This window comes from Thiovibrio sp. JS02, assembly GCF_053485635.1.
Genome location: NZ_CM130715.1, coordinates 1313464 through 1339987, shown reverse-complemented (window position 1 = coordinate 1339987; position 26524 = coordinate 1313464). Strand labels below are relative to the sequence as shown.

Sequence of the window (26524 nt, the reverse complement as noted above, 5' to 3'; positions counted from 1 at the left end):
CCAAAGAAGGGGGCGATCAGTGGGTCCCCTGTATGCATAATACGCCAACCATCACGTTGGCAAGCATATTCGCGAGGATGGACAGGACATTCATGTCGTGCCGGGTGAAGTTGTCATCGCTCTTGTTCAAGACCTCCAGGGCGCCGATGCACTCGCCGTTAACATGGAGCGGCACGGCGAGGATCGAGCGGGTGACAAAGCCGATGTCCTTGTCCATGCCGCTGTCAAAACGTTCATCCCGGGCGACATTGCTCACGGTGGCCGGCTTGCCGTTCCGGTACACCCAGCCGGAAAGGCCCTTGTCCATGGCGATCCCCCGGCCGTAGACCACGTTTTTTTTCGGACCGGTGGGCAGAGCGACCAGCATCTCCTTATCCTCAAGATCGGCGATGAGGATGGAGCTGGCCTCGCAATCCAGCACCTCGTTGGCCATCTCCATGACCACCCCGAGTATCCAGGGCCCTTTGCAGATATTCTGCAGCAGGATCGCGGTCTGTAAAAGAAAATGAAGCTCCTTGGCGGAAAGGGATTCGTAGAGGGAATCGGGCAGCATCTGGGCAAGCAGCCCCTTGGCCAGCGACTTGGGGCTCACCGCTTCCATCTCCATGAGAATGTCGCCCAGACAGCGTCCTTCCTGGGAGCGGGCGGTAAACCAGGGGAGGAGCTGTTCGCGGAGCTGCACATTGAAATTCTGGCTGGTGTTCTTCTTGCCGGCGCTGAGTTTCTGCTGGCGGTTGAGGGCCCGTTGGATCTGTTCCGGGGAGGCAAGGCCAAGGTCTTCGAGAATGTCGCCGATGCGCCGCCACTGGGAGCGGATATCCATGAGGTGGAAGGAGAGGTTGGCGGTGATGTTTTCCTGGTAGGGGTTGCGGCCGTCGGCGAAGAAATTGGTGAGATAGCGGTCCATGCGCCCGTGCTTGCGCAGGGTCGGCACCACAAAATGCTCATAAAAGGAGATGGTGCCATCCTTGATTTCCTGCACGGTCCGGTAGACCTTGGTTCCTTTCTTCACCAGGGTTTCGGTCTCCTCGAACTCATAGACCTCCTTGAATTCGGCAAAGAGGTCGTCGATGCGCTGAATATAGTTGTTGTCGGCCATCTGGGCGACGAGGTCGGCGGTTGCCACCATGCGGGCCAGGGTCTTCAGGGCGGGGTCGGCAAAGAGGGTCTCCACTTCCGGGGCCGCCGAATAGTCGGTGATGGAGATGATCCCGGCCACCGCCTCCACCTCGGCCGGCTGCCACTGATATCTGCGCAGATAGCCACGGGCGATCTCCATGCTCCTGTTGACGTGCACCAGGGTGAATTTGCCGCCCATGCCCTGGTGATCGCCCTTGTCCTTGATGTAGCCGGCATCGTGGAAAAGAGCGGCGGCCATGCCGAGATGGAAGTGATCCTCGGAAAAGGTCCGGTCTGTTTCGATTCTGTTCCAGCCGGAAATCATGCGCGCAACAGCCAGGGCGACGTCCAGGGCGTGCTCGAAGCTGTGGTAGGTCACCCCGCAGGCCTCATGGCTCGGCCAGCGGCCTGCATAGAGATCTTCCACATCTTTGAACAGGTTTGCCAATCGTGGGGAAACCGCGCCGAATTCACATCGGGATATCTCGAAAACAGCATCGATGATCTTCTGCTGGCTCTGCATGGCCTGCGGCTTGAGGGATTTTGCTGCTTTCTTCTTAGTCTTTGCCATGAAGCCTTGTCGCTGTTGAGTTCAAGGAAAGGAAACAGGAAGCATTGCCCCGGAAGAGGAAGCCGGGCTATCTTCATGTTATTTTTCAAAATTTATGATATACAGCAAAAAGGCTGCGGTCAAACGCATTTTCGTCAAAATTTTCTTTGTATCCGCCGGGATTCAGGGCTTTGCCTCCTTGTTTTTTTGCCGGAACCCCTGTTATTTGTCGTGGCCAATGACCACATGGATATGGTAAAAAGTCTGATTCACGGTCGATACTTTACTCTCCACCTCAATTGCATGCACGGAGGCTCATGAACAATGGGTAAAACCATAGCGGAAAAGATTTTTGCAGCGCATTTGCGTGACACTCCGACCCCTGAAAATGTCATTCTCGATATCGACGTGGTGATGTGCCATGAAATCACCACGCCCATTGCCATCACCGATCTCGAGGCCCGCGGCATGGACAGGGTTTTCGATACCAGCAAGGTCAAGGTCGTTATCGACCATGTCACCCCTTCCAAGGATTCCAAAACCGCCACCCAGGCCAAGATCCTTCGGGACTGGGCCCGACGCCACAAGATCCATGATTTTTTCGACATCGGCTTTAACGGCGTCTGTCATGCCCTCTTCCCGGAAAAGGGCTTTATCCGCCCCGGCTACACCGTGATCATGGGCGACTCCCATACCTGCACCCACGGCGCCTTCGGCGCCTTTGCCGCCGGCATCGGCACCACTGATCTCGAAGTCGGCATCCTGAAGGGGGTGTGCTCCTTCAGAAAGCCGGAAACCATCAGGTTCACCATCACCGGCAGCCTGCAGGACGGCGTTTCCGCCAAGGACGTTATCCTCCACATCATCAAGGAGGTGACGGTGAACGGCGCCACGGACAAGGTCATGGAATTTGTCGGGCCGGTGGTTGACGCCATGAGCATGGAGGCGCGCATGACCCTCTGCAACATGGCCATCGAGGCCGGAGGCACCTGCGGCATCTGCCTGCCCGACCGGGTGACCGCCGAATACCTCTGGCCGTTTATCAAGGATGAGTACGAGTCCATCGAGGTGGCGGTGGCTGATTTTGCCAAATGGCACTCGGACGGCGACGCGGTTTATGCCAAGGAGCTGACCTTCGACGTTTCCGGTCTGGCCCCGCAGGTCACTTACGGCTATAAGCCCGACGAGGTGAAAAGCGTGACCGACATGGAAGGCAAGCCCGTCGATCAGGTCTACATGGGCTCCTGCACCAACGGCCGCATCGAAGACCTGCGGGCGGCGGCCAGGATTCTCAAGGGCAGAAAGATCGCCGAGAATCTGCGGGGCATCCTTTCCCCCGCCACCCCCAAGGTCTACGATCAAGCCCTGGAAGAGGGCATCATCAAGATCTTCATGGATGCCGGCTTCTGCGTCACCAACCCGACCTGCGGTGCCTGCCTGGGCATGAGCAACGGCGTTCTGGCCGAAGGCGAGATCTGTGCCTCCACCACCAACCGCAACTTCAACGGCCGGATGGGCAAGGGTGGTATCGTGCATCTGATGAGCCCGCTGACCGCCGCGGCCACCGCGGTGACGGGCCATATCACCGATCCGCGGAAACTCCTCTAAGTTGAACGAATCAGAGCGAACCGTAAAAAGGAGTGAATCACATGAAAGAGTTCGGCGGCAAAGTGCTGTTTCTTGATAGAAGCGACATCAATACCGATGAAATTATTCCGGCCAAATACCTGACCGAAAACACCAAGATGGCTTTGCAGCCTTACATCCTGGAGGATCTTAAGCTGGGCGGCTTTGATCCTTCCGTGGATGTGGCGGAAAAAGGGGTCATCGTCACCCGGGCCAACTTCGGCTGCGGCTCCTCCCGCGAGCATGCGGTCTGGGTGTTCGAGGTCAACGACATCAATGTGGTCATTGCCGAAAGTTTTGCCAGGATCTTCCGGCAGAACATGTACAACTGCGGCATGCTGGCCATCGAACTGCCCAAGGCGGACATCGAGGCGATTTTCAACCTGGGCAGGGAGGTGGAGGTAGCGGTTGACCTGGCTGCCTGCACCCTTATCGCCTCAGGCGCAAAAACGCTGACCATCCCTTTCCGGATGAACGAGTTTGACAAAAAACTCGTGGAAGCAGGCGGTTGGCTTGCCTATGCTGACAAGAAATATTAGGTTGTGACGGGGAGGATTGCCCTCGAAATGCCGGTATGGGGCTCTGGCCCTGTGACCGGCATTTTTTATCCGGACACCAATCATTTTCCTGTTTCTTCTTTTGGGTACGCAAAAGAAGATAGAAAAACCATGCGGAGCCGCCGGTGAGCAAACCCGTGGAACTCACGGTTGACAAAATAATCAAAGGCGGCCTCGGCCTGGGCCGTTTGCCCGATGGCCAGGTGGTCATGGTGCCGCGTGTGCTGCCTGGGGAGGTGGTGCGGGTTCGCCTGCGCCGCCGGCACAAGCAGTACCAGGAAGCAGATCTCTTGGAGGTGCTTGAGTCCTCGGCCCAGCGGATACCCCCGGTCTGCCCAGTCTACAACACCTGCGGCGGCTGCGATTTTCAACACGCCACCTACGAGGAACAGTTGCGCCTGAAAAACGGGGTTCTCGGGGAAACGCTCTGCCGGGCAGGGTTGTGCCGGAAGGAGGAACTTGCCTCTCTTTTGGGAGCCCCCCTGGCCTCGCCCAAACCCTTTGGCTACCGGCAACGGATCAGATTGCAGGTGGCGCAGGGGAGGCTGGGGTATTTCGGTCGCCAGAGCCACAGGCTGACCCCTGTTTCCCGCTGTCCCCTGGCCGGGGATGGTATCAACGCGGTGCTGGCCGCGCTCTCCGCCTCCAGACCGTTTCAAACCCTCCTGCCCATGGCCTCGGCCATCGAGTTGCTCGAAAACCCCGGTCACAACTCGATCATCCTCCTCATCCACTACACCAGAAAAACCAGGCCTGGAGATCACCAGGCAGCCCGGCTTCTCTGTCAGGCGTTGCCCTTGCTTGAGGCGGTGATCTTCAACGTGGAAGGCCAGGCCAAGGGGCCGTGCTTCAACGACACGGGCGAGATTCCCTTAAGCGGGCTCTTGGTGGAGTTTTCCCTGCCTGAAGAGCTGTGCGGCCGGCCCTTGACCCTGGGCCTGGAGCCGGGGGGATTCTGCCAGGTCAATCTCGGGCAGAACGAAAACTGTATCAAGCTGTTGCTGGAGTGGACAGGCAAGATGCAACCCGCCAAGGCCCTGGATCTCTTTTGCGGCATGGGCAACTTCTCCCTGCCCCTGGCCATGCGGGGCTGGCAGGTGACCGGCATGGACATGCAACGCTCCACCATCCGCAGCGGTGTGCGCAACGCCGAGGCAGCCGGTCTTGCCGACCGCTGCCGTTTCAGCCAGGAAAGCGCCGCCAGGGCGGCCAGACGGTTGCTGGTCGAAAAGGCCACCTTTGACTGCCTCCTCCTCGACCCGCCCCGTTCCGGTTGCGCCGAACTGATTCCCCTGCTGCCCGATCTTGAGGCAAAGCAGATCATCCACATCTCCTGCGATCCCGCCACCCTGGCCCGCGATCTGACCGGGCTTATCCAGGCCGGCCACCGTCTGGCCGAAGTCCGCCTGGTGGACATGTTCCCGCAGACCGGTCATCAGGAAACCATGGTGAGGCTGGAGCGGGAATAGGGGGATGTTTTCTTTTGACTTCCCATGCCCTATCACATAGGATCGCATTATGTGGGAATCAACCAGCGCATCGACCGGACGGTTGAAGATGCCGGTTATCCTTGCCATCAATAAGAAAAAAAGGAGAAAGATGAAAGTCACAATTGAATCGATCTTTCCGCCAGATGAATCACCGCGCTACCTGTTCGGCAGAAAAGGCCCTGATGAATACGTGGTGTTCTCGCCAATGGACATGGAGGCGGATTTTTGCTTCGAGCTGAATGACATTGTTAAATTTGGCAAGGTATCCCAAGGACCGGTTGAAGCGATAAATCAAACCAAAAACAAAACGACTTGGGTCGGCATTCACGATATTTGTATCAGCAAAGACGTAATCAGGGTGCGCTATGATTCGCAATTCCCATGAAACCGTCCAGTAAGAGCAAGCGATGCAACAGCAGTTCAGCCGTTGTCCCTGGGTTGATCTCAGTAAACAGGATTACCTGAAGTGCGTTGATGGAATAAATCAAAATGCCGGACTCTGATTGCATTTTGCGCCGTTGAGCCTGTAATTGCTGCCTAACACTACGGACAGGCTGACAAGGGGCTTCGTGGGGAAAGTTGATGCGGAGTGGGGGCATTGGTAGTCTATTGAAATTCCCGCAACCTTAGAATTGCTCGTGCCAGGCTGGGTGCAGCCTTTAACGCCTCATCCAAGCGCCATTCAGTTTCAACGAAGTCGCACAGCAAATCATTGTATTCCAATCCGACGGGAGTTGGAGCACCTTTTTTGGGAAGTAAGCCTTCCTTTAAAGCGCGTTTTTTGGATTTTGCTACCAAATTCAGGAGATCAGCCTTTGGATCACGGCAGGATTCAGGATCAACTGGCACCTCCGTTTCTGCGATCCCCAACCAGTTAGCAAACCGGAGTCGATCTGCAAGTACCCATGCCTCCACTTCCCTAACCGCAACACGCAGCAATAGATTCTTCGGCTTGTGAGCACCCCCAAACCAGTTTTTCAAAAGATTAGGAGGGCAGGGGCTGGTGTCCAGATCGGCCAACAAAAGGAAGCTCAACCCTCCACGACACGATTCGATGAAATCCGGCAGTCTTGTCTTAAGGTAGCCGAAGCCGCCATGTCTCCGTCGGTCCTTTGGTATCTTCGCGGCAACGACATGACCGGTCGCAAGGACAATATATTCGGCCAGTGTTTCACTGAGGCGGTCTTCGGTTGCAATGTAGAAATCAGCCATGGTTGGCTCAGTTTAAAGTGATTTTTTCAGCCGACTCCGGCCGGGTTTTTGGAAGCAATACTTCTGCAATCGACAAACCAGACTTCAGTAAAATAGTTTCATCCTCAGAAATTCCCCGGACATGGGTTCCCTCTGCGTCCGGCTCAAGAATCAGGACATTCCGACCGTCAATTCCTGGATTGCCGAGCAATGCGTAACTGTGTGTGGACATGAAAACCTGCTGCAAGCGTTTTCGTTGCAATCTGTCAATAAGAGCTGGTATTCGCTCGACAATTGCGTCATTTAATGACAGCTCTGGTTCTTCAAGAAGAAGGGGCGAATGTCCCTCAAGCAAGCACCAGAGCAATCCTATGAGGCGAAGAGTCCCGTCAGAAAACTGATCTTCCCGTTGCCGCGCTCCACGTGGTCGCCAATGTTTATATATAGCTTCTAAGTGAGGACGCCCCATTTCATCGCGCACCATCTTCAGTTCCTTAAGTTGGGGCACAGCCAGATTCAAGGCATCTTCCATTTTTTTTAAATAGATTTCGCGGGTTTTTTCGCTTGCTTTGGCAACCCGCTCAAGAAACCTTTGTCCAAAGGGGTCGGTGTCAGGCGCGCTGGGTGCAGACAGTTCAGGATGACGCAATAGTTGCGGCACGAGATGCATGTAGGTTGTAGCGTCGAGGAATTTCGCAATTTCCCGAAACTCACTATTGGTGAGCGTGTTTTCGAGCGCTGTTTGGGTTAACAGCTCCTTGTCCTGTTTGTCTTTTGGATTAGGGCGGTTAAGCAGTTGCCCTTTGTCTCGATGCCATACAAATTCACGGGTGATAATGTTTCGGCGATGGCCTGATGTTTCGGCAGTAAATGCTAGTTCGTACTTCCACAACGGAGTTTCTCTGTCCTCATCTTCAGCAAGCTCAATACAAATTTCCACCTCTGGCTTTGTTCGCGCAACAAGACTTCTCAACTTGGACATACCATGACGGTCAGCAATTGCCGTTTGCAGGCCACCCCCTCGCGGTGTCGCCACATCTCGCAAAAACCGGATTGCATCAAGGAGATTGGACTTGCCGGAGGCATTCGGGCCAATGAGATAGACCGTTTCCCTTAATTGCACATCGATATGGGAAAAGTTCCGCCAGTTTCTCAGCTTTAATCGAGTAATCAGCATAACCTAATCCTCCAACGGAATTATCTTCAACGATTCAATGCCCGGTCGTCGTTCGGTTCGGCATGGATTTTATTCTTGAACTTCTGCTGTCCATTACCTTTGGCCGCCATGAAATTTCACAATCAAAATGATATATAATTACTGACAGATAGTCAGACCTAACGTTTTTCTGCCGATTTCTCAAGCCGAATCGTGAATGGCAAGGCTTTTATCAGAAAAGAAAAAAAAACGGTTTCTTTAATCAACAAATCAGGCGTCGGGATGTTTCAGTTCTTCCGATTCCCCTTTGCCTCGTGCATGGCACCAAGCAGCTCCAGCACCTGATCCCTGGTATTTTTCGGCTGGTTGAGCAGAAGGACGAAGCTGTCCAGTCCGCGCTCTCCGGCAAAATATCCTCCATACCCGTACACCCCGGTCATGGTGCCGGACTTGCGCAGGCAGTCGTTCTCAAAGGGGAGCAGCCCGGCATGGGGCTTGAACGCTTCGAGGATGGCGAGCATCGCCCTGGGCGTCACCCGGTTCCGCCGGGAGAGGCCCGAGCCTTCGCTGGTCACGATATCCTTTTCCGAAAGCCCCAGTTCGTTGCGGTAAAAAGTGGTCACGGCCCGCCGGCCCTTGTCCCAGGTGGCTGGCCAGCCGTATTGCTTTGCGCCCATGGCCAGGAAAAGCTGGTTGGCGATGAAATTGTTGGAATACTTGAGCAGCCCGGTCAGCACCTCGTCCAGGTTCTTGCCGGAGATGTGCTCGTAGAACGGCTTGAGCCCCTCCGGCACCGGAGCGGGGATGATCTTGCCGCGCACCGGCACCCCCTGTTGTTTGCACATGGCAGCGAACAGCTCCCCGACATGGCGCAGGCCCTGATTGCCGATGCCCGTGGCGTTGATCCGGTGGATGCCGGGCGGCAGCCCCTGCGCCAGCTCCCGCATCAGCGGCAGGGTAGGGGTCTGCTCCTCGGCGGAGCGCACACTGCCGTCCGCACCCTTGACGAGATGGATGGTGTTGAAGTTCACCGCCAGGCAACTGTTCTGGGCATCGTAGGGATTGAGGGTATTGGTGGCGCCATCGGTTCCGTTTTCAAGCCGGCAGCCGGTCTCGTCGACAACGATGTTGCGGATCGAGGAAAGGCCGTGGTCGCGGAGGATGGCGACAATCTTGGCTACTTCCTCGGAAACCAGCAGGGGATCAGCCAGGCCACGAATGTACAGATCGTGGTCCGGGTTGTGGTAGAACCGGGTGCTGAAGCGATACTCCTTGCCAAGGATCCGGATACCGGCAAGGGCCGTGCCGATTTTCAGAACGCTGGCCGGGATGAACTGGCTGTCCGGGTTGTGTTCGTACAGGGTGGAGCCGTTTCTGCTGACGAGAATGCCGCCGTTTTCCACCAGGGATTCGAGGGTGCGGCCGCCTCCGGCCATGGGCGAAGCGGGCAGGGCGAGAGACAGGCCGAGGCCGAGAAAAAAAACGCGCCGCATTCCCTTCAGTTGCCGGAACAGGGATGCGGCGCGCAGGATTGCCATGGACAGGCCTGGCTCAGATCTTCGGCAGGTGCTTCTTCGCCTCTTCCACCGCCTCGGCCGGATAGTCGAAGTTGCGCAGATCGCCGGAGAAGAACTTGTCGTAACTGGAAAGGTCAAGATGGCCATGGCCGGAAAGATTGAAGAGGATGGTTTTCGGTTCCTTGGGATCTTTCGTGGCCTCGATGATGGCGGCCCGGATCGCGTGGCAGGACTCGGGAGCCGGGATGATGCCTTCGGTCTGGGCGAAAAGCACGCCCGCCTCAAAGCATTCCATCTGATGCAGGGCCACTGCCTCCATCAGGTTCTCCCGGAGCATGGCGCTGACAATGGGAGACATGCCGTGATACCTGAGCCCTCCGGCATGAATACCCGGCGGCATGAAGTCATGGCCCAGGGTGTACATGTAAAGCAAGGGGGTGCGCGCCGAGACATCGCCGAAATCATAGGCATAGACGCCCTTGGTCAGCGTGGGGCAGGAGGCAGGCTCGACTCCGAGCAGGCGGATCTTCTTGCCTTCCAGCTTGTCGGGCAGGAAGGGGGTGGCAAGGCCGGCAAAATTGGAGCCGCCGCCGCAGCAGCCGATGACCACATCCGGGGTCTCGCCGATCATGGCCAGCTGTTTCTTCGCCTCAAGACCGATCACGGTCTGGTGCAGGCAGACATGGTTCAGGACCGAGCCAAGGGCGTACTTGGTGTCCTCTCTTGATACCGCATCCTCAAGAGCTTCGCTGATGGCGATACCCAACGAGCCGGGATTTTTCGGATCCTTCTCCAGAATGGCGCGGCCGGTGGGGGTGTCCGGGCTGGGGCTTGCCACGATTTCGGCGCCATAGGTGTTCATCATCGACTTGCGGTAGGGTTTTTGATCGTAAGAGACGCGGACCATGTACACCTTGCATTCAAGGCCGAACTTATGGGTGGCGAAGGAGAGGGCGCTGCCCCACTGGCCGGCCCCGGTTTCGGTGGCCAGCCGCTTTACGCCTTCCCGTTTGTTGTAATAGGCCTGGACCACGGCGCTGTTGGTCTTGTGGCTGCCCGAGGGGGAAACGCCTTCGTATTTGAAGTAGATCCTGGCCCTGGTGCCCAGCTTCTCCTCAAGGAAATTGGCGCGCACCAGGGGGGAGGGCCGCCAGATCGACCAGATATCCTGGATCTCCTCGGGGATATCGATCCAGCGCTTGTCGCTCATCTCCTGTTCCAGCAGGCCCATGGGAAAGATGGGCGCCATCAGGTCGGGGGTGAGCGGCTGTTTGGTGGCAGGGTTGAGCGGGGGGCGCATGCCGTTTGGGATGTCGGGCATCACATTGTACCATTGGTTGATACGCTCTTCAGCCGGCAGAAAGATTCTTTTTTTCATGTCAATTCCCTGTCAAGGTATTCTAAGATGAAGATATTGCGAGACAAGCCCCTTGCAAACCCGTGTGGATCGGAAGTTCTACCTATTACTATGATTCTTTTTTTTTGCAAAGAAAAATTCTTGCATTTTGAGAATTATTCTTATTTAATCTTTAACACACAGTTATGAAATGAATTTCTACTTCTGATCAGGAGGCAATCAATGAGTAAAACCGAAAAAAACCTTTGGGAAGCTTTTGCCGGCGAGTCGCAGGCCAACCGCAAGTACCTTGCCTTTGCCAAGAGGGCGGAAAAGGAAGGCCATACACAGGTGGCAAAGCTTTTTCGCGCCGCGGCCCATGCGGAAACCGTGCATGCCCATGCCCATCTTCGAGCCTTGAAGGCCATCGCCGACACCGCGGCCAACCTCAAAGCCGCAATTGCCGGCGAGACCCATGAATTCAAGACCATGTACCCGGACATGATTGAGACAGCCATTGCCGAAGGCAACAAGGCGGCGGAACAGTCCTTCCGTTTTGCCAACGAGGCGGAAAAGATCCATGCCGAACTGTACCGGAAAGCCCTTGAAAACCTTGATGGATTGACCGGCGAGGACTATCATGTCTGCGAGGTTTGCGGCTATACCGTGGAAGGGGCCGCCCCTCCGGAAAAGTGCCCTGTGTGTGGGGCAAACCAGCGGGCTTTTGCCAAGGTCGACTGAGACCCTCCTCTTGCCGTGATTCCGGCTTCCTTTGGCAAATGGGCCGGAATCACGGCGGTTCTTCCTTGGATGCCGCATCGGGTTATTTTCTTTTTTCTTGTCAGAAAGATCCTCCCCAGGCAATATGGGCCAATCATCCGGTCGAGCGTTCCGTGTTTTTCGGAACGCTCATTTTCTGGCCAAAAAGGAGGTTGCGTTGCAAATCTGGGTGGATGCCGATGCCTGCCCGCAAGCGATCAGGGAGATACTCTCCCGCACCGCCGAGCGATTAAGACTTCCTCTTTATCTGGTTGCCAATCGTCGGATGTCGACGGCAAGATCCCGGTATGTGAAAACGATTTTAGTCTCCCGTGGCCTCGATGTGGCGGACAGTGAAATCGTGGCTCGGCTTCTGCCCGGTGATCTGGTGGTCACCGCGGATATTCCCCTGGCCGCTCGGGTGATCGACAAGGGCGGCCAGGCCCTTGATCCGCGCGGGGAGTTTTACACCAAGGCCAATATCGGCGAGCGCTTGTCCATGCGCAACTTCATGGACACCCTGAGGGGCAGCGGCGTGGAAACAGGCGGGCCGGCTGTTTTCGGGAAAAAGGATTGCCAGAACTTCGCAAACCAGCTTGATCGTTTTTTGACCAGGCGCCTTGCCTCCGCCGGGGGCGGCCGGCCGGGCGGTCCATTGTAAAAGACCTTTGCGTTTTATCAAGCCCCCGCGCGGCCAACCTGAGGAGGACGACCATGCGAAAAGCAATTGTTGCCATCATTGTCGCCGCGGCCATGCTGTTTGCGCTCCGGCCGGAAAGACTCCACGCGGAAACAAACTGGCGGGAAACCGGTTACGACATCCTGAATGCCGTGACCGGGCAGCAGAAAACCCGGCAGGGCTTGAGCAGCCAGGAGATCGGCGCCGGGCTCAAAGAGGCGCTCAAGGTGGGCACCGAGAATGTGGTGCGGCAACTGGGCGCCGTGGATGGATTCAACAATGACGCCAAGGTGCATATCCCGTTGCCCCAGGAGTTTGCCACGGTAAAAGCGGTGCTTGCCAGGGTCGGCATGGGCGGCATGGCCGAGGATCTGGAACTGAGGCTGAACAGGGCCGCGGAGGCGGCAACGCCAAAGGCCAAGGAGCTTCTCTGGCAGGCGATCAAGGAAATGAGCATCGACGACGTCAAGGCCATCTATGACGGGCCCAACGACGCGGCCACCAGATATTTTCAGGGCAGGATGTCGCCAGCCCTGGCCAAGGCCATGGAGCCCGTTGTCGACCGAAGTCTTGGCGAGGCCGGCGCCATCCAGGCCTATGAACGGATGATGGGGCAATACAAGTCCTTGCCCTTTGTGCCGGATATCAAGGCGGATCTTTCCAGACACGTTCTCGAGAAGGGGATGGCCGGCATTTTTTACTACCTTGCCAAGGAAGAGGCCGCCATCCGTCAAAATCCGGCCAAGAGAACCACCGAACTTCTGCAGCGGGTTTTCGGCGCCAACCGATGAAAAGAGTCCGCAGGGGGCCGCGCTCCAATTAAATGCGGTTATCTTCCCGCATGTGTTGACAAGGCGTTGACCCTGTACTAAGTTTGTCTGCCCCTGCCTCTTGGGGCATGTCCTTTGCGCTCTCCGCCGGGAGGCGTGACGGCATGGCCGCGCGGCCCGCTTTTTTTCGACAGTGGGGGGCGCATCTTTTTTTTTCATTTTCTATTTTTGAGGGAGTTATGGACCGTCTGATTTCCGAAAGCCTCCAGCAATCCATCGCCGCGAAGCAGGCCCTCTACGACAGCCAGTTGGCCGAACTGAAAAAACTGGCGCAGTGGATGATCGAGACCATCAGGAGCGGCAACAAGCTCATTATCTTCGGCAACGGCGGCAGCGCCGCGGACGCCCAGCACATGGCCGCCGAATTCGTCAACCGTTTCCTCATCGACCGGCCGCCTCTCGCCGCCATCGCCCTGACCACCGACTGCTCGATCCTGACCAGCATCGGCAACGATTTCTCCTTTGACGAAATCTTCAGCAAACAGGTGCGGGCTCTTGGCAAAAAAGGAGACCTGGCCCTGGGGATTTCCACCAGCGGCAATTCCCCCAATGTGATTAAAGCCGTCGAGGAGGCAAAAACGATGGGCATCAGAACCGCGGTGCTTACCGGCAGGAACGGCGGCAGGCTCATCAACATCGCCGATCTTGCCGTAAACGTGCCCTCGCCGAGCACTCCCGCCATCCAGGAGGCCCATCTCTGGGTGGAGCATCTGCTCTGCCGGATATTGGAGGAGGATCTGTACGGCAGCGGCGTAACCGCATAGCCGGGGAGCAGGATCCATGAAACAATACCAGCCCATCGACCTTTCCGGTCTTAAGACTTATTCGCTGCACGGCCGGCACAGCAAGGTAACCGTCGAGAACTTTGCCAAGCCGGTGGGTCCGGGCGCCAGCCTGAAAGAATTTCTCGCCTCACTGCCGGAGCAGCTTCTGGGGGTTGATTTTCCGGAACTGGTCGAGCGCCTGGCGCAAAGTCACCGGAACGGCCGGCCGATCATCGTCGGCATGGGCGCCCACGTGATCAAGGTGGGGCTCAATCCCATCCTCATCAACCTCATGGAGCGCGGCATTATCAGCGCCATCGCCTTAAACGGCGCCGGAATCGTCCATGACACCGAAATCGCCATGGTGGGCCGCACCTCCGAAGAAGTGGGCGATGTTTTGGGCAGCGGCGCCTTTGGCGCGGCCCGGGAAACCGGCGAGGTGGTGAATGCCGCCATCAACGAGGGGGCGGAAAAAGGGCAGGGGCTCGGGGAGGCCCTGGGCGAATATCTGCTGGCCCGGGATTTCCCATACAACACGGTGAGCCTCCTTGCCACGGCGCGAAGGCTCAAGATCCCGCTTACCGTGCATGTGGCCATGGGCACCGACATCGTCCATATCCACCCCTCGGTGAATGGCGCCGCCATCGGCCGGTGCAGCCATTTCGACTTCCGGCTTTTCGCGGCTCTGGTCGCGGACCTGGAGGGCGGGGCGTATCTCAACTTCGGATCCGCCGTGCTCCTGCCCGAGGTATTTCTCAAGGCCTTGACACTGGTGCGCAACCTGGGGCACACGGTCAACAGGTTCACCACGGCCAACTTCGATTTCATCCGTCATTACCGCACCATGACCAATGTGGTGAATCGCCCAACCATGAGCGGCGGCAAGGGGTACAATATCATCGGCCACCACGAGCTTTTAATCCCGCTTCTGGCCGCAGCCCTGCTTGACCGCCTGCAGGAGTAGCCATTTTCTCCCGGTCGTCCCATTGGGTATTATCTTGCACATTCCGGCAAAAGAAGATAAAGAAAAGTGTTGTTGCAACCGGAACAAAGCACGCCTGCGCGGTGTCATCACACCGTAACCCGTCGGGGCGGATTGTTACCTCGTGGCTGTTTTCCTTATCTTTCCGGACAACTGGGGATAATGCCATGCCACTGTATGATTTTATCTGCCGGAACTGCGGCTGCGCCTTTGAGGCATTGGTCATGGGCAGCGACAAGCCTGCCTGCCCGAAATGCAAGAGCGGCGATCTGGCCAAGCAGATGTCAACCTTTGCCGCCCGTACCGGAGACAAAGGCACTGCCGGCGGCGCAAAATGTTCTGGCTGCGCCGGGAAAAGCTGCAGCACCTGCCATTAGCAGGCTGCCTCTTCGATTAACCAACACAAAGGGATCAGTCGATGCAGAAAGTGATTAAGATCGGCACCAGAGCAAGCCTGCTGGCCATGGCCCAATCAACCTGGATCAAGGGACTGATCGAGACCCGTTATCCGGAAACCACTGTTGAGCTGGTGAAGATCATCACCAAGGGCGACAAGATCCTTGATGTGCCCCTGGCCATGGTTGGTGGCAAGGGGCTGTTCGTGAAGGAAATTGAAGAGGCCATGCTGCGGCACGAGGTCGATATCGCCGTGCACAGCATGAAGGACGTGCCGGCCGAGCTGCCCGAGGGGCTGCATATCGGCATTATCACCAAGAGGGAAAATCCCTTTGACGCCTTTATCTCCAACAAATGCGCGAACTGCCGCGAGCTGCCCCAGGGAGCGACCGTCGGCACCAGCAGTCTGCGGCGCAAGGCACAGCTTGCCAATATCCGTCCCGACCTTACCATCGAAGACCTGCGCGGGAACCTGGACACCCGCTTGCGCAAACTGGATGAGGGCCGGTACGATGCCATCATCCTTGCCGCCGCCGGCCTTAACCGTCTGAAACTCTCCGAGCGGGCCAAATCGTTTTTCAGCGAAGGCGAGATGCTGCCGGCCGTGGCCCAGGGCGCGGTGGGCATTGAGTTGCGCCTTGCCGACACGGAGCTGCTTGCCGGCCTGATGTTCATGGATGACCGGGAAACCTCCCTGGCGGTGCGGGCGGAACGCGGCTTTCTGCACAGGCTGCAGGGCGGCTGCCAGGTGCCCATCGCCGGTTTTGCAAGGCTTGCCGACACCGACACCCTGCAGATGACCGGCCTTGTCGCCTCGGTGGACGGAAAACAGGTCGTCAGGCAGGAGCTGCGGGCTGACCTGAGCGATCCTGAGGGGTTGGGGGTACGCCTGGCCGAGAAGATCCTTGCCGGGGGCGGCGGGAAAATTCTTTCCGAAGTATATGGCCACAGCCTTGAATGAGGCTGTTTTTAATTGAATTTACGGCAAAAAACCGGCAATGCCGGTTTTTTTATTGAGAATCGCCATGACAAAGCAAGAAAAGACGGGCACGACAAGAAAGAAAGGCAAGGTGTACCTCATTGGCGCAGGGCCCGGGGACCCAACCCTGATCACGGTGAAGGGGCTGGAGCTTCTGAAAAGGGCCGAAGTGCTGGTATACGATTATCTGGCGACCCCCAAGCTGCTCAAATATGTTCCCAAGGATGCGGAACTCATCTATGCCGGCAAAAAAGGGGGAGGCTGCCATGCCCACACCCAGGAGGAGATCAACCAGATGCTGGTTGATCATGCCCTGGCCGGCAAGAACGTGGTTCGCCTCAAGGGCGGCGATCCCTTCATCTTCGGCCGCGGCGGCGAGGAGATCGAGGAGATCGCCAGGCACGGCATCCCCTTTGAGATCGTGCCCGGCGTCACCTCGGCCACCGCGGCGGCAACCTATGCCGGGGTGCCCATCACCCATCGCAACTACACCGCCTCGGTGGCCTTCATCACCGGCCACGAGGATCCGGCCAAGGAAACATCCAATATCGCCTGGGACAAGATCGCCACCGGCATCGGCACCCTGGTTTTTTACATGGGCATCAAGAACCTGCCCATCATCGCCGAAAACCTGATCAAGCACGGCCGCGATCCGCAGACCCCGGTGGCGGTGGTGCGCTGGGCATCCACTCCGATTCAGCGTTCGGTGGTGGGGACGCTTTCCACCATCGCCGAGGTGGTCAAGAGGGAAAAGATCAAGGCCCCGGCCCTCATCGTGGTGGGCGAGGTGGTGAAGCTGCGGGACGTGATCAACTGGTTTGAGAAACGGCCTCTTTTCGGCAAGCGTATCCTGGTGACCCGCACCCGCGAGCAGGCCAGCGAACTGGTGCGCCTTCTCGAGGACCAGGGCGCCGACTGCGTGGAGGGGGCGACCATCGCCCTGGAGCCGCCGGACAGTTGGGAACCTTTGGATCGTGAACTGGAGCGGATCGGCGAATATCAGTGGCTTGCCTTCACCAGCATCAATGCCATCCGTTTCTTCTTCGGGCGGCTTCTGGAAAACGGCCTGGATTGCCGGGCCCTGAAGGGACCGAAAATAGCGGCCGTCGGTATTGCCACAGCGGAAGTTCTCAAGGAATACGGAATACAGGCCGACCTCATCCCCGAGGAGTTCACCGGCGACGGTCTGGCGGAAAGCATGGTGGCCCAGGGGGTAAAGGACGCCAGGGTGCTTATCCCCCGCGCCAAGAAAGCCCGGGAAGTGTTACCGGAAATCCTGGCAGAAAACGGCGCCGCGGTGACCGTGATCCCCGTCTACCAGAATGTCCGGCCCAAGGATTACGAACTGGTCCGCCGGGAACTGGCCGAGGGCAATATCGACATGGTGACCTTCACCAGCTCCTCCACGGTGACGAACTTCCTTGAGATGCTGGGCCCTGACCGCGAGGAGCTGCTCAAGAACGTGAAGGTGGCGACCATCGGGCCCATCACCGCGAAAACCGCGGAGAAGGCCGGACTCACCGTTGACGTGAAGCCTGGAACCTACACCATTCCGGCCCTGGTGGACAGCATCCTCGACTTTTACGGGAAATAGATCAGCCTGGCGGCATCGCGTCCGCGGGATCAGGTGAAAAGGATCCGGCTCCAGCCTGCGATCAGATTCTTTTTCTCTTCAAGGAGTTTCCGGGCGACTTCCTTGATGGTCTCGCCTTTCAAGGCAAGGCATTTGGGCAGCAGCAGCCGCTCCTCGCCATCGGAAAGGCTCCAGCCCAGCCCGAGCTTCTTGGCCATGCCGTCGGCCAAAAAGATCAGCGAGGCTGCCTGTTCGTGGTCGCCCGCCGCGGTGGGGTTGTGGTGGTAACGGACCACGCTGGCGAGAAGATCGCCAAACCCCCATTTCACCGTGAGAAAGGCGCCTATCTCGGTATGCGCCAGTTCGTGGCGTCGTTCCGCCTCCAGCATGGTGATGCCTTCCCGACGGCAGGCTTCGCCCATGGCCCGCATCTCTTCCCTGAAGTAAAGGCAGGCAAGAACCCGCCCCAGGTCGTGGATGAGGCCGGCGGTGAACATTTCGTCCGCCTTCAGGCCCGGCACGTGCGGGGCGAGCATCTGCGCGGCCTTGGCCGTGCCCACCAGATGCAGCCAGAGCTGGCTCAGATCGAACTCGTCCATGGAAAGATCGACGGCAAAGGCGCCGGTCAGCGAGAGGGCAACCACCAGATTGCGCACCTCATCGAAGCCCAGGACCATGACCGCCCTGGCGACACTGCTGATCTCATGGGCAACCCCGTAGGCGGCGGAATTGGCAATCCGCAGGATCCTGGCGGTGAGCATGGGGTCCTCGCCGATGATTTTTTCCAGCGAATCGGCGGTGGACTCATAGGCATCGATTTCGCCGAGTACATGCTGAAGACTCTGGGGGAGAGTGGGGAAATCCTCCATATGTTCCAGCCGTCTGCCTATCTGGGTGTTCATGCGCTTCGCCCCGTGTTGATTGATGGTGGTGAAAACCTACCGCATTCCTGAACAAGAGGCAAGCATGGCCTTGCCCGCAAAAAAATGGTCCGGGTTGTAAAAAAAATGATTGCCATTGGAACCAAGCCGGGGAATATCCCGTTATATTTATACAAATGGAAATGAGAGCGGGGCAGACTGAAACAGAGGGTTACGCGCGGGCGTTTGAAGGTTTGCTCGCCCCGCACCTGAATTACCTGTACAGACTTGCCCACCGGCTCACCTGCGCTTCCGCCGACGCCGAAGATCTGGTCCAGGACGTCTTGCTGAAGATCTATGCACGCAGGATGGAGCTGGCCGCCATTGAAAGCCTGCGGCCCTGGCTGGCCAAGGTTATGCTGCGGACCTTTCTTGATCAGCGCCGGAAGCTGAAGCGCTCTCCCCTCTCTCTTCTGAAGTTTTTTTCCTCCGAGGAGGGGACTGAGCAGCTCCTGGAAACGCTGGCGAGCGACAAACCCGATCCGGCAGAGCTTCTCGACCAGAGGTTGACCAATGCCCGGCTGTTGAAAGCGCTGCGGAAATTGAAAGAGGACCAGCGCGTCGTCTGCGTGCTGCATGACATGGAGGAATACACCCTGGTCGAAATGGAGCAGATTCTCGGCACCCCCATCGGCACGCTCAAATCGCGACTGCATCGGGCCCGGGCAAAACTCAGGAAGATGCTTCTGCAGGGAAGCTGAAGGTGGAACCTTAGCCATGGAATCGAGGAAGAGCATGAAATGTGAACAGATCGAGCGCTCCCTGGACGATTATTTCGACAAGACCCTCTCCGCAAAGGAAGAGGAGGAGTTTACGGCTCATCTCGCGGCCTGCCCGCGCTGCCAAGCCCTTTGCCGGCAGGGGCGGCAACTGCTGACCGCCCTCAGAGAACTTCCCGCCCCGAGCCCGCCGCCCGGTTTTCAGGCCCGCGTTTTTTCCGCCCTGCCGGGAAGAGGAGAAAAAAGACGGCCAGGTCTTCCCTGGCTTGTTCCTGCCGGCGCCATGGCGGCCCTCCTGCTTGTCTGGCTGCTGGTCGCTCCGCCAGGCCGACCGCCGGCCGGGCCTTCTTCCGGCGACGGCAGTGCGCGGACAGTCCGGCTCAACGAGATCTCCCAGGTGAAACTGCTGGTCGAGTCAGGGGAAACGCTGGAAGGAGTCGTGATCACCATTACCCTGCCGGCCCAGCTCGCCCTGGCAGGCTATCCCCAGGAACGCCGGATTTCCTTTGTCACCAGTCTGGCGCCGGGAAACAATCTTCTTACGCTGCCGCTGATCGGCACCGGCAAGGGCGAGGTAACCGTGGCGGCCCGCATCGACCATGGGGCAAAAAGCAAGGAATTGAAGTTCGACATGCAAGTCCTGGGAGAGGATCATACCGGGGCCCTGGAACCTTCCGTTCTCCAGGGCTAGAAACAGGTTGCTCTCCAGGCCTTTTTTACGCAGGAAGATGAATATGAAAAAGAGATTTACGCCCGCATTCTCTCTGTTATGCCTCTGTCTGTGCCTCTGTCTGTGCCTCTGCGCGCCAGGCCGGAGCCTGGCCAAAGACCTTGGCGACCTTGAGGTCACCATGACCGTGGTTGATGAAAAAACCGCCTCCAGCAAGGAGATCGCCAAGACCATCGAATTGCCCCTTCTTCTGAAAAAACGGGAACAGCAGGAAAGAAGAATCCGCGCTGAAGAGCGTTATCGTGAATCCGGAGAAAAGGGGGAGGTCGGGCAGGCTGGGCGTGAGGGCAAGGAGGTGCGACAGGATATCCGCGATGGTGCCGGGAGCCAGGAAATTCGCCAGGAGGCACAGGAATCCCGGAGCGGCGTCGACGCCGCCAGGCAGGAGGCGCAAGAGGTCAGGGGCCAGGCGCAACAAGGCAAGGGAAGGAGCAGGTAGCCGCCGTCTTTTCGCGTTTCTGCCAGACTGGCGGAGATAAGCGACAATACGCCGCATTGCAAAAACAGAGCAAAAAAAGAAAAATGAAGCTGGTTGTCCGCGTTTTCCGGGCAACCAGCTTCATTTTTCGTGAATCACCGGCTTTCCCGATGCGGCAGAGCTGCCATTGCTTCCTTGCTAAAACCTGTCCACCCACGCAGTGGCCGCAATCGACTTGATAATCCCCTCGCAAACGCGGTCTGGGAAAAAAATCATCCACAGCCTGCCTGAGCAACAAATACCCGAGCGAATGAAACCCAGACATCCCCACCTCCTCAGGCGAACGCTTCTCTGCCTGCTTTTTTTCTGCCTGCCGGCAAGGGAAGCTTTGCCCGCTCCGACCGATGAACTGCCCGCTGCCCTCCAGGAGGCGCACCGTCTTTTCGCGGCCCGTGAGTATGAAAGGGCGCTTTCGGCTTTTTTGCAGGCGGAATCCCTGGGCGGCGGCCAACCGGGACTTTTCTATAACATCGGAGTGTGCGCCTACAAGAACGGGCAATATGACCTGGCCCGTGATTATTTCACGATGGTTGCCCAACACGAGCCCATGGCGCCCATCGCCTACTACAATCTCGGGCTTGTCTGCCTGCAGGAGGAAAAAGAGGCCGAGGCCGTGGTGTGGTTCAATAAAACCCTGACCTCCGCCTCGGAGCCAGGCTTGAGGCAACTGAGCGAACAGGCGCTGGCCCGCCTGAATACGAACCGGCAAAATCCTGACGCGCCGGCGGGGCAGAAGTACTTCTCGCTGGGACTGGGCTATGACGATAACGTCGAACTGAGCGCGGAAGACGAATCCCTCGAACGCAGCGATCGCGGCGACGGTTTTCTCGAGGCGCTCCTTTTTATCAAGGAGCCGTTCAGCCCGGCGGGCGGAAGGTTCTGGCACGGCGAGGGCTCCCTCTACCAGCAAAAATATTTTGCTGAGCACGACTATGATTTCGCCGCGCTCAATGCCGGCCTTTTTCATACGGTTCCGGTGGGGAAATGGTCCCTGGAATCCGGAGGAGACTTTGCCTATACCTTGCAGGACGGCTCCGGTTTCGAACAGATTCCCTCCCTGAACATCCGTCTTAAGCGGGAGTTGACCGACAGCGCCATTCTGAAGTTCCGCTATCGCCTCAGTTACGTGGACATGCGCGCTGCGGACTACGACTACCTCAACGGGACCCGGCAACGGTTTGAAGCCGGGTATCTTCTTTCCGGAAGCCGGCAGTGGCGCCTGTCTGTTGATTATCGTTTTGAGAGCAACGACCGTGACGATGACGATTACTCTCCTGTCCGCCATCAGCTCGGTGGCGGGCTAAGCCTCTCCCCGCTGGAACAGTGGGAGCTTTTTGCCGGCTTCAGTTACCGGCGAAGCGATTACTCGCTCACCGGCGACGCCAAGCGGGAGGATGAACGCTACATCACCACCCTCCGCCTGGGTTATACCCTCGAATGCGGCTGGAGCCTCAACCTCGAGCACGAATACACCGACAATTCCTCTTCCCTTTCCGTTTACGACTATCAGCGGAATCTGACCCTCTTTTCCCTTTCCAGGATGTTTTGAAAGAAGAGGGCGGATCCCGCTTGCTTCCGACATTCTGCATTTGCCCGCCAGGCCTTATGATGCTTGACTTTTCCTGTTCAGCGGCATAGCATTATCTTGAAAAAACACATTGCGGTTGTCCCGCGGTCTTCAACAAACAGTCCGTCGAGAAACGGGCGGTTACTCTTTCGAGGATGGCTCACAATGAAAAAGGTGTCTCTTCTCACTTGCATCCTTCTGCTGGCGGCAACCTGCTCTTCCCTTGTCGTGGCCGGGGCCGTCTTCGCCGGCACTGTCCCCAATGTCATCAAGTTCGGAATTTTTCCCTACAAGTCGCCCCGAACCATTCTGGGCATTTTCGGCCCCATGGCCGGCAAGTTTGAAAACAAGCTGCACCAGAGGGTACAGATTGTCACGGCCCCGGACGCAGCCACCTTCCTGGAACGGGCCAAGGCCGGTGAGTATGACATAGCCATGCCCTGCGTGGCCTGTCTGCCGCAACTGAGTTCCGCGGGCTACAAGGTGGTCGCCAAGGGCACCCCGGATTTTCATGGCAGCGTCATTGTCCGTACCGACAGCGACATCACTGACATCAAGCAATTCAAGGGCCGGAAGATAGCCGCCATCGGCACCCATTCCTATGCCGGCTATCTCTTCTTCAAAGAACAGATCTCCCAACTCGGCCTGTCGCCTGAAAAAGATGTGGATGTTCATTTTCTGGGCAAGCTCGACACGATCATCTACGGCGTCGTCAACAGGCAGTACGATGGTGGGGTCATTCGCCTGGACACCCTGGAAAATCCTGCCTTTGCCAAGGTGAAGGACAATCTGCGGGTGGTGAGCCGTTCGGTGGCGATCCCGCAGTTTCCCTTTGTGGTCAAGGGCAGCGTCCCCGCCCAGACCGTCGCCTTGATCCGGGAGGTGCTCACCTCGCTCTCCTCCACGCATGCCGATGACCGGGAAATCATGGAAAGCCTGCAGATCAAGGAGGTCATCGCCGCCCAGGACAGCGACTATGATGCGATCCTGGCCCTGATCGCCAGAACAGGAGAGCTTTCCTACTGATGCTTTCCTTCCGCCTGCGCAGCCATCTGCTCTTTTCCTTCACGGTGGTGACCTTTCTCCTCACCGCCGCAATCATCACCCTCTATTCCAACCGCTTTAAAGAGCATGCCGTCAGGACGCTCACCGAATACGGCACGACCATCACCCTCAATACCGCGTTTTCCGTGGCCGATGATCTTATCACGGAAAACTATGCGCCCATGCAGGAGTTTATTCTCGAAATATCCTCGCGGGCCGAGATCGACGCCATTGAAATCAGCGATGCGCAATCGCAGGTGCTTGCCGCCTCCGACCTGAACCTGCTTGGCACCCTCATGGACAAGGATCCGGAATCTGCCTGCAATTCCAGGCAAAACGGCATCTGCGTCCGGATGGACAAGGAGAAGGGGCAGCTCATCGTCACCGCGCCCATTCTTGTGGAAGGGGTGCATCTGGGCAGAAGCAGGGTGAGCCTTTCCACCAGGCCCATCCTGGCCCATCTGGCGGACATTCAGAAAAAAGGCGCCCTCGCCGGCCTTGCCTGCTGGCTGATCGCCCTTGTCTTCAGCTTTCTCCTGGCCAAATATCTGAGCGATCCGGTCCAGAACTTCATGGCCGCCACGGAAAGGATCCGGCAAGGCGATTTTCAGGTGGAGCTGCCAGCGCCGAAGCTGGTTCTGGAACTTGAGCAGTTCGCCTCCGCCCTCAAGGTCACCATCGACACCATTGCCACCCGGGAACAGGAGCTGCGCAATTCGGAAAAGAAATTCCGGCATCTTTTCGAGCGCGCCATGGAAGGCATCTTCGTAGCAGACGGGCAGGGCCGGCTCCTTGACGTGAATCCGGCCTTCATTGCGATCCTGGGCTGCCCGTCCAAGGAGCTGCTCATCGGCTATAACCTCTTTGCCGACATGTTCGAGGAGGAAACTTTTGCTTTTTTTCAAAAAAAGATGGCAAAACAAAACTTTGTAAAGGATTTCGAGCTGAGCCTGAAAAAACATGACGGCACGGCCATCGTCGTTTCCCTCACCTGTCACGTGGTGCAAAACAGCCAGGGTGCCATCAGTAAATACGAGGGCATGATCCGCGATATCACCTTGCAGCGCAAAGCGGAGCGCGAAATGCTGCGGATGCGCAACTATCTCAACAACATCATCGAATCCATGCCTTCCATGCTTGTCACGGTGGACAGCGACTGCATCGTCACCCAGTGGAACTCGGCAGCGGAACAACTGACCAATATTCCGGCCAGGGCCGCCATCGGCAGAAAAATTTACGACATTGCCCCGTTCTTCAGCAAATATGCCCAGCAGATCAACGAAATAGGGTTGGCGCGCAAACCGGTCAAGCTGCACCGCGAGCAGGTGCAGCAGGATACCGAGCACATCTACAACCTGACCTTTTTTCCCCTGGTCGCCAACGGCACCCCGGGCATTGCCATCCGCCTTGACGACATCACCGAGCTCGAACAAAAGGAGCAGCAGCTCCGGCAGGCTCAGAAGATGGAATCCATCGGCACCCTGGCCGGCGGCCTGGCCCATGACTTCAACAATGTTCTCGGGGCCATTGCCGGCAACCTTTCCCTTTTCCAGTACAAGCTTGACCTGAAGACCGATATTCCGGTCGAACAGATGCGCGAGTATCTGAACCGGATGAACACCGCCTTGCAGCGGGCCACGGACATGGTTCGCCAACTGCTTTCCCTGTCCCGCAAGCAGCAGGTGGACCTCGTTCCGGTGGACCTCAATCTTTCCATGAAGCATGTACGCAAGCTCGCGGAAACCACCTTTGACAAATCCATTCAGATCCGGGTCCAGCCGGCCCCGGAACCGGCCTCGGTGCTGGCGGATCCCACGGAAATGGAACAGGTCGTCCTCAACCTCTGCATCAATGCCGCCCATGCCATGACCATCATGCGCGGGCAGGAAGAGGCCTGGGGCGGTACGCTTTCCCTGGGCATCGAACAGGTGGCGGCGGACGACATCTTCAAAAAAGGCCATCCCGAGGCCACATGCGACGCCTACTGGAAGCTGTCGGTGAGCGACACCGGGGTAGGCATGGAACCCAGAACCGTCTCCAAGATCTTTGATCCCTTTTTCACCACCAAGGAGCAGGGCCGGGGTACGGGGTTGGGTCTGGCCATGGTGTACAACATCGTCCACCAGCAGAACGGCTTCATCGATGTCTATACGGAAAAGGGTCTCGGCTCAACCTTCAGCGTCTATCTCCCCGTGCTTGTCCGGGGGGAGCAGGGGGGCATCGCCGCCGCGGAGACCAAGGTAAGCCCGGGCGAGGGAGTGATCCTGGTTGTGGATGATGACGAGATTGTCCGGGAGACCGCCAGGGAAATCCTGCAGCTTGTCGGCTATCAGGTGATCATCGCCGCCGATGGCGTCGAGGGGCTGAGCATGTACCGGGCGCACCACGAAAGCATCCGGGCGGTCCTTCTGGACATGGTGATGCCCAACATGTCCGGCAGGGAGGCCTTTGTCGAGATGAAGAAAATCAATCCCGGCCTCAAGGCGCTGCTGGTCTCGGGGTTCCGCCAGGACAGCAGGATCGAGGAGATCCTTGCTCTGGGGGTGAAAAAATTCCTCCAGAAGCCCTACACCATGGAAAGCCTGACCCGCGCCATCAAAGAGGTGGTGACCTCGTAGGAGCCGTGCTGGCCGGCCTTGAGAAAGTCTTGACGCAAGGAGGCAGGTTTTTCCCCTTTCTCCGCGTAGTTCTGCCATTGTCACGTTCGGAATGCGTTTCAATCGAGAAGAGAGAGCCGCATGCTGATGTCCATGGCCCGGGCCGAATGGGTGAGCGCCCCCACCGAGATCAGATCCACGCCGGTTTCCGCGATCTGCCGCACGTTGTCAAGATTCACCCCGCCCGAGGCCTCCACCAGACATCTGCCGCTGATGCGTTCCACGGCCTGCCGCATCAGCGGCAGGGGCATATTGTCCAGCATGATGATATCCACGCCGCTGGCGAGGCATTCATCCACCTGGGCGAGATTTTCCGTTTCCACCTCGATCCGCAGCGTGTGCGGCGCTGTGGCGCGCACTGTTTGCACGGCCCTGCTGATGGAGCCGCAGGCGGCAATATGGTTGTCCTTGATGAGGATGCCGTCGGCAAGACTGAAGCGGTGATTATGGCCACCGCCCATGCGGACCGCGTATTTTTCCAGACTCCGCAGTCCCGGAGTGGTTTTTCTGGTATCAACGATCTTCACCGGCAGATCAGCCACCCTGGCCACGAATTCGGCGGTGAGGGTGGCGATGCCGCTCATGCGCTGGACCAGATTGAGGGCAAGCCTCTCGGCGCTGAGCAGGTCCCGGACCGGTCCCATGGCGGCGAAGATCGTTGCCCCGGCCTTGACCGTGTCGCCGTCGTCCTGCATGACCTCGCAGGCGATCTCCCTGTTTCTGGTGGCAAATACCAGGGGGGCGACCGTGACAAGACCCGCCACGACGAAATCCTCCTTGGCCACGAATACGGCCCGCCCTTTTTTTTCCAGGGGAAAAACGGATTCGGTGGTGATATCGCCAAGGCCGATGTCTTCGGCAAGAAAATGTTCGATCTGTCTGGCGAGCTGCTGCAAATCCATGGA

General features: G+C 57.8%; 25 protein-coding genes. 18 read left to right on the top strand and 7 right to left on the bottom strand.

The genetic code is table 11. The features are described from left to right. Positions 1-16 precede the first annotated feature (16 nt). Entirely contained in the window at positions 17-1690 is a 1674-nt protein-coding gene (locus ACUUL3_RS06250) for a GAF domain-containing protein (RefSeq protein ID WP_448555622.1), read from the bottom strand. Between the two features lie 303 nt (positions 1691-1993). Between ACUUL3_RS06250 and ACUUL3_RS06245 the strand changes: the two genes are divergently transcribed. The 4 genes from ACUUL3_RS06245 to ACUUL3_RS06230 all read left to right on the top strand — a co-directional run bounded on the left by ACUUL3_RS06245 (position 1994) and on the right by ACUUL3_RS06230 (position 5727). Beyond that, entirely contained in the window at positions 1994-3277 is a 1284-nt protein-coding gene (locus tag ACUUL3_RS06245; RefSeq protein ID WP_448555620.1) for a 3-isopropylmalate dehydratase large subunit, read from the top strand. Between the two features lie 41 nt (positions 3278-3318). After that, the gene (locus ACUUL3_RS06240) at positions 3319-3834 is read left to right on the top strand and encodes a 3-isopropylmalate dehydratase small subunit (protein ID WP_448555618.1); all 516 of its coding nucleotides are present in this window, start codon (positions 3319-3321) and stop codon (positions 3832-3834) included. A 143-nt stretch (positions 3835-3977) separates the two neighbouring features. Beyond that, the gene (rlmD, locus tag ACUUL3_RS06235) at positions 3978-5321 is read left to right on the top strand and encodes a 23S rRNA (uracil(1939)-C(5))-methyltransferase RlmD (protein WP_448555616.1); all 1344 of its coding nucleotides are present in this window, start codon (positions 3978-3980) and stop codon (positions 5319-5321) included. Positions 5322-5370: 49 nt separating this feature from the next. After that, on the top strand, positions 5371-5727 hold the full coding sequence (locus ACUUL3_RS06230; protein WP_448555615.1) for a hypothetical protein: 357 nt from the start codon (positions 5371-5373) through the stop codon (positions 5725-5727). Between the two features lie 221 nt (positions 5728-5948). Here the strand turns inward: ACUUL3_RS06230 and ACUUL3_RS06225 are convergent, their stop codons facing one another. The 4 genes from ACUUL3_RS06225 to ACUUL3_RS06210 all read right to left on the bottom strand — a co-directional run bounded on the left by ACUUL3_RS06225 (position 5949) and on the right by ACUUL3_RS06210 (position 10584). Next, positions 5949-6554, bottom strand: a complete 606-nt coding sequence (locus ACUUL3_RS06225) for a hypothetical protein (protein ID WP_448555613.1) — start codon at positions 6552-6554, stop codon at positions 5949-5951. A gap of 7 nt (positions 6555-6561) precedes the next feature. Continuing rightward, positions 6562-7710 (bottom strand): AAA family ATPase, encoded by a 1149-nt coding sequence (locus tag ACUUL3_RS06220; RefSeq protein WP_448555611.1) that lies wholly within the window; start codon positions 7708-7710, stop codon positions 6562-6564. Positions 7711-7976: 266 nt separating this feature from the next. Next, the gene (locus ACUUL3_RS06215) at positions 7977-9227 is read right to left on the bottom strand and encodes a D-alanyl-D-alanine carboxypeptidase/D-alanyl-D-alanine-endopeptidase (protein WP_448555609.1); all 1251 of its coding nucleotides are present in this window, start codon (positions 9225-9227) and stop codon (positions 7977-7979) included. A 13-nt stretch (positions 9228-9240) separates the two neighbouring features. Beyond that, a complete protein-coding gene (locus ACUUL3_RS06210; RefSeq protein WP_448555607.1) occupies positions 9241-10584 on the bottom strand; it encodes a TrpB-like pyridoxal phosphate-dependent enzyme in 1344 nt (447 codons plus the stop codon). Between the two features lie 201 nt (positions 10585-10785). Between ACUUL3_RS06210 and ACUUL3_RS06205 the strand changes: the two genes are divergently transcribed. The 8 genes from ACUUL3_RS06205 (at position 10786) to cobA (ending at position 17525) form a co-directional block, all read left to right on the top strand. After that, positions 10786-11283, top strand: a complete 498-nt coding sequence (locus ACUUL3_RS06205) for a rubrerythrin family protein (RefSeq protein ID WP_448555606.1) — start codon at positions 10786-10788, stop codon at positions 11281-11283. A 196-nt stretch (positions 11284-11479) separates the two neighbouring features. Next, positions 11480-11962: a YaiI/YqxD family protein gene (locus tag ACUUL3_RS06200; RefSeq protein ID WP_448555604.1), complete on the top strand. Its 483-nt coding sequence runs from the start codon at positions 11480-11482 to the stop codon at positions 11960-11962. 53 nt (positions 11963-12015) lie between these two features. Further along, positions 12016-12771 (top strand): DUF4197 domain-containing protein, encoded by a 756-nt coding sequence (locus tag ACUUL3_RS06195; protein WP_448555602.1) that lies wholly within the window; start codon positions 12016-12018, stop codon positions 12769-12771. A 218-nt stretch (positions 12772-12989) separates the two neighbouring features. Continuing rightward, positions 12990-13574 carry a D-sedoheptulose-7-phosphate isomerase gene (locus ACUUL3_RS06190; protein ID WP_448555600.1) on the top strand — a complete coding sequence of 195 codons (585 nt, stop codon included), beginning with the start codon at positions 12990-12992 and terminating at the stop codon, positions 13572-13574. A 16-nt stretch (positions 13575-13590) separates the two neighbouring features. Continuing rightward, a complete protein-coding gene (locus tag ACUUL3_RS06185) occupies positions 13591-14538 on the top strand; it encodes a hypothetical protein (protein WP_448555598.1) in 948 nt (315 codons plus the stop codon). A gap of 185 nt (positions 14539-14723) precedes the next feature. Next, complete coding sequence (locus ACUUL3_RS06180; RefSeq protein ID WP_448555596.1) at positions 14724-14933, top strand: FmdB family zinc ribbon protein; 210 nt, start codon at positions 14724-14726, stop codon at positions 14931-14933. Positions 14934-14974: 41 nt separating this feature from the next. Further along, positions 14975-15913: a hydroxymethylbilane synthase gene (gene hemC / locus ACUUL3_RS06175; protein WP_448555594.1), complete on the top strand. Its 939-nt coding sequence runs from the start codon at positions 14975-14977 to the stop codon at positions 15911-15913. Positions 15914-15977: 64 nt separating this feature from the next. Further along, entirely contained in the window at positions 15978-17525 is a 1548-nt protein-coding gene (cobA, locus tag ACUUL3_RS06170; RefSeq protein ID WP_448555592.1) for a uroporphyrinogen-III C-methyltransferase, read from the top strand. Positions 17526-17554: 29 nt separating this feature from the next. Here the strand turns inward: cobA and ACUUL3_RS06165 are convergent, their stop codons facing one another. Then, positions 17555-18406, bottom strand: a complete 852-nt coding sequence (locus ACUUL3_RS06165) for an HDOD domain-containing protein (RefSeq protein WP_448555590.1) — start codon at positions 18404-18406, stop codon at positions 17555-17557. A 212-nt stretch (positions 18407-18618) separates the two neighbouring features. On the opposite strand from ACUUL3_RS06165, the gene ACUUL3_RS06160 reads away from it, so the two are divergent. The 6 genes from ACUUL3_RS06160 to ACUUL3_RS06135 all read left to right on the top strand — a co-directional run bounded on the left by ACUUL3_RS06160 (position 18619) and on the right by ACUUL3_RS06135 (position 25580). Next, complete coding sequence (locus tag ACUUL3_RS06160) at positions 18619-19125, top strand: RNA polymerase sigma factor (protein WP_448555588.1); 507 nt, start codon at positions 18619-18621, stop codon at positions 19123-19125. A 34-nt stretch (positions 19126-19159) separates the two neighbouring features. Then, complete coding sequence (locus tag ACUUL3_RS06155) at positions 19160-19834, top strand: anti-sigma factor family protein (protein ID WP_448555586.1); 675 nt, start codon at positions 19160-19162, stop codon at positions 19832-19834. A gap of 43 nt (positions 19835-19877) precedes the next feature. Continuing rightward, positions 19878-20312: a hypothetical protein gene (locus tag ACUUL3_RS06150; RefSeq protein ID WP_448555584.1), complete on the top strand. Its 435-nt coding sequence runs from the start codon at positions 19878-19880 to the stop codon at positions 20310-20312. Positions 20313-20601: 289 nt separating this feature from the next. Then, on the top strand, positions 20602-21900 hold the full coding sequence (locus ACUUL3_RS06145) for a tetratricopeptide repeat protein (protein ID WP_448555582.1): 1299 nt from the start codon (positions 20602-20604) through the stop codon (positions 21898-21900). 183 nt (positions 21901-22083) lie between these two features. Then, complete coding sequence (locus tag ACUUL3_RS06140) at positions 22084-22944, top strand: phosphate/phosphite/phosphonate ABC transporter substrate-binding protein (protein ID WP_448555580.1); 861 nt, start codon at positions 22084-22086, stop codon at positions 22942-22944. Next, positions 22944-25580, top strand: coding sequence for a PAS domain-containing hybrid sensor histidine kinase/response regulator (locus ACUUL3_RS06135; protein ID WP_448555578.1), 2637 nt, complete (start codon positions 22944-22946; stop codon positions 25578-25580). The genes ACUUL3_RS06140 and ACUUL3_RS06135 overlap by 1 nt, the downstream gene beginning before the upstream one ends. A 98-nt stretch (positions 25581-25678) precedes the next feature. Here the strand turns inward: ACUUL3_RS06135 and nadC are convergent, their stop codons facing one another. Further along, positions 25679-26521 (bottom strand): carboxylating nicotinate-nucleotide diphosphorylase, encoded by an 843-nt coding sequence (gene nadC, locus ACUUL3_RS06130; protein WP_448555576.1) that lies wholly within the window; start codon positions 26519-26521, stop codon positions 25679-25681. Positions 26522-26524 lie beyond the last annotated feature (3 nt).

Coding starts and splice junctions, on each gene's coding strand:
- ACUUL3_RS06250 (WP_448555622.1), bottom strand. CDS start 1,690: ATGGCAAAGACTAAGAAGAAAGCAGCAAAATCCCTCAAGCCGCAGGCC.
- ACUUL3_RS06245 (WP_448555620.1), top strand. CDS start 1,994: ATGGGTAAAACCATAGCGGAAAAGATTTTTGCAGCGCATTTGCGTGAC.
- ACUUL3_RS06240 (WP_448555618.1), top strand. CDS start 3,319: ATGAAAGAGTTCGGCGGCAAAGTGCTGTTTCTTGATAGAAGCGACATC.
- ACUUL3_RS06230 (WP_448555615.1), top strand. CDS start 5,371: ATGTGGGAATCAACCAGCGCATCGACCGGACGGTTGAAGATGCCGGTT.
- ACUUL3_RS06225 (WP_448555613.1), bottom strand. CDS start 6,554: ATGGCTGATTTCTACATTGCAACCGAAGACCGCCTCAGTGAAACACTG.
- ACUUL3_RS06220 (WP_448555611.1), bottom strand. CDS start 7,710: ATGCTGATTACTCGATTAAAGCTGAGAAACTGGCGGAACTTTTCCCAT.
- ACUUL3_RS06215 (WP_448555609.1), bottom strand. CDS start 9,227: ATGGCAATCCTGCGCGCCGCATCCCTGTTCCGGCAACTGAAGGGAATG.
- ACUUL3_RS06210 (WP_448555607.1), bottom strand. CDS start 10,584: ATGAAAAAAAGAATCTTTCTGCCGGCTGAAGAGCGTATCAACCAATGG.
- ACUUL3_RS06205 (WP_448555606.1), top strand. CDS start 10,786: ATGAGTAAAACCGAAAAAAACCTTTGGGAAGCTTTTGCCGGCGAGTCG.
- ACUUL3_RS06195 (WP_448555602.1), top strand. CDS start 12,016: ATGCGAAAAGCAATTGTTGCCATCATTGTCGCCGCGGCCATGCTGTTT.
- ACUUL3_RS06190 (WP_448555600.1), top strand. CDS start 12,990: ATGGACCGTCTGATTTCCGAAAGCCTCCAGCAATCCATCGCCGCGAAG.
- ACUUL3_RS06185 (WP_448555598.1), top strand. CDS start 13,591: ATGAAACAATACCAGCCCATCGACCTTTCCGGTCTTAAGACTTATTCG.
- ACUUL3_RS06180 (WP_448555596.1), top strand. CDS start 14,724: ATGCCACTGTATGATTTTATCTGCCGGAACTGCGGCTGCGCCTTTGAG.
- hemC (WP_448555594.1), top strand. CDS start 14,975: ATGCAGAAAGTGATTAAGATCGGCACCAGAGCAAGCCTGCTGGCCATG.
- cobA (WP_448555592.1), top strand. CDS start 15,978: ATGACAAAGCAAGAAAAGACGGGCACGACAAGAAAGAAAGGCAAGGTG.
- ACUUL3_RS06165 (WP_448555590.1), bottom strand. CDS start 18,406: ATGAACACCCAGATAGGCAGACGGCTGGAACATATGGAGGATTTCCCC.
- ACUUL3_RS06155 (WP_448555586.1), top strand. CDS start 19,160: ATGAAATGTGAACAGATCGAGCGCTCCCTGGACGATTATTTCGACAAG.
- ACUUL3_RS06150 (WP_448555584.1), top strand. CDS start 19,878: ATGAAAAAGAGATTTACGCCCGCATTCTCTCTGTTATGCCTCTGTCTG.
- ACUUL3_RS06145 (WP_448555582.1), top strand. CDS start 20,602: ATGAAACCCAGACATCCCCACCTCCTCAGGCGAACGCTTCTCTGCCTG.
- ACUUL3_RS06140 (WP_448555580.1), top strand. CDS start 22,084: ATGAAAAAGGTGTCTCTTCTCACTTGCATCCTTCTGCTGGCGGCAACC.
- ACUUL3_RS06135 (WP_448555578.1), top strand. CDS start 22,944: ATGCTTTCCTTCCGCCTGCGCAGCCATCTGCTCTTTTCCTTCACGGTG.
- nadC (WP_448555576.1), bottom strand. CDS start 26,521: ATGGATTTGCAGCAGCTCGCCAGACAGATCGAACATTTTCTTGCCGAA.